Consider the following 1160-nt stretch of genomic DNA (forward strand, 5'->3'; position numbering starts at 1 on the left):
TATTTATATCGCTGCAATCTCAATATTTATATAGCACTATATCAACTTATATATACAGAGCCAGGTGATGAAAAAACTCCAGATTAAACCACAGGAATTAAAAATAATTTCGGTGATTGCAGCCAGCGAAAACGTCAGCCATGCCGCCACTATACTCGGGATGGCGCAGGCCAACGTAAGCAAGTATCTTGCTGATGTTGAATCAAAAATTGGTTTAAAGATCTTTGAGCGCACTTCCAGAAAGCTGTCGTTAACGCGTTTTGGCGAGTCGTTACTGCCCTACGTCAACGACCTGTTGGAGAAGGAAAATCAGCTGAATAATTTCATCTCTGATTATAAGCATGAGAAAAATGGCCGCGTCACCATTTACTCGCCAACGATGATTAACGCCTATTTAGCGAAAAATGTGGTCAACACAATTAAAGATATTGGCAACATTACGCTTAGTCTAAAAACCTTTAACCTTGAACGTAAATCCTTCTACGAAGGTTCCGATTTTCCAGAAGATTGCGATATATTACTTTCCTGCGTGGGTCCAAAAAATGAATCACTGGTTGCCAACTTTATTACGAAATATGCGGTCAGCGCCTATGCCAGCACACAATACCTCAAGGAACATCCGCTTAACTCTCCAGAAGAACTTGAACAACACTCCTGCATCCTGCTGGATTCGATGATGATTGATGATGCCAATATCTGGCGGTTTAGCCTTGCGGGCAGCCAGGAAGTGCGGGATTTTCGTGTCAAAGGCCACTACGTTTGCGATAACAGCCAGTCAGCGTTGGAGCTGGCGCGGCATGGTTTAGGCATCGTCTTTGCGCCTAAAAATAGCGTACAGGCAGACATTCAGGCCGGTGTGTTAGCCCCTTGCTTTGCCGAACAATACGAGTGGTGGCTGGATCTGGTCGCTATCTACCGCAAGCGTGAATATCAGCCATGGCGGGTTCAGTTTATCCTCAATGAGGTACTGGAAGAGATTCGCCGTCAGGTGGCATAGCCCGACAAGCGACACAGGCAGACTATCCGCGGAAGAGCGTTTATCGATTTTATACTTCATCCTTTGAGCTCTACCGCGAATCACCGACTTTCCTCAGATCTGTTCAACTTACTTTCTTCATATTAAAAATGGGATACTCAGGGAAAATAACCCGCATTAATTA

Annotated in this window: 1 protein-coding gene; it reads left to right on the forward strand. The window is 44.6% G+C overall.

Annotation, left to right across the window (positions count from 1 at the left end):
* Window positions 1-67 precede the first annotated feature (67 nt).
* Complete coding sequence (locus tag NNN71_RS24645) at window positions 68-997, forward strand: LysR family transcriptional regulator (protein WP_167574872.1); 930 nt, start codon at window positions 68-70, stop codon at window positions 995-997.
* Window positions 998-1160: the final 163 nt, after the last annotated feature.

Source organism: Kluyvera sp. Awk 3 (genome assembly GCF_028069715.1).
GTDB classification, from domain to species: Bacteria; Pseudomonadota; Gammaproteobacteria; order Enterobacterales; family Enterobacteriaceae; genus Kluyvera; species Kluyvera georgiana_A.

Coding starts and splice junctions, on each gene's coding strand:
- NNN71_RS24645 (WP_167574872.1), top strand. CDS start 68: ATGAAAAAACTCCAGATTAAACCACAGGAATTAAAAATAATTTCGGTG.